We start from the raw sequence: 252 nt of genomic DNA, 5'->3' as shown, positions 1-252 counted from the left end.
TCGCCTTGATGGTCCAGCACCATCCGCACCGCGCGGGCACGGACCTCAGGAGAATACGGTGGGGTTCGCTTCGTCATGGCTCCATCCTCTCAGGAGTTGGAGCTTCCGGGAAACCCGGGGCGGTTCAGCCGGTTCAGGCCCTCGGCCTTGAGGATGCGGTAGACCGCATCCCGGTTCAGGTGTGGCAGGAAGTGGCTGACGATGAAGGTCAGTGCATCCAGAGGAAAGCCGGTGGAGCGGCGGAGCGCGCAC

At 64.7% G+C, this 252-nt stretch carries 1 pseudogene; it reads right to left on the bottom strand.

The features are described from left to right. Positions 1-116: 116 nt before the first annotated feature. Positions 117-252, bottom strand: a pseudogene (locus FV233_RS30015) (IS481 family transposase); the annotation flags it as partial.

It is taken from the genome of Methylobacterium sp. WL7, from assembly GCF_008040085.1.
GTDB classification, from domain to species: Bacteria; Pseudomonadota; Alphaproteobacteria; order Rhizobiales; family Beijerinckiaceae; genus Methylobacterium; species Methylobacterium mesophilicum.
Note: the sequence above shows the minus strand (reverse complement) of the source record. Positions and strands in the feature narration are given on the sequence as shown.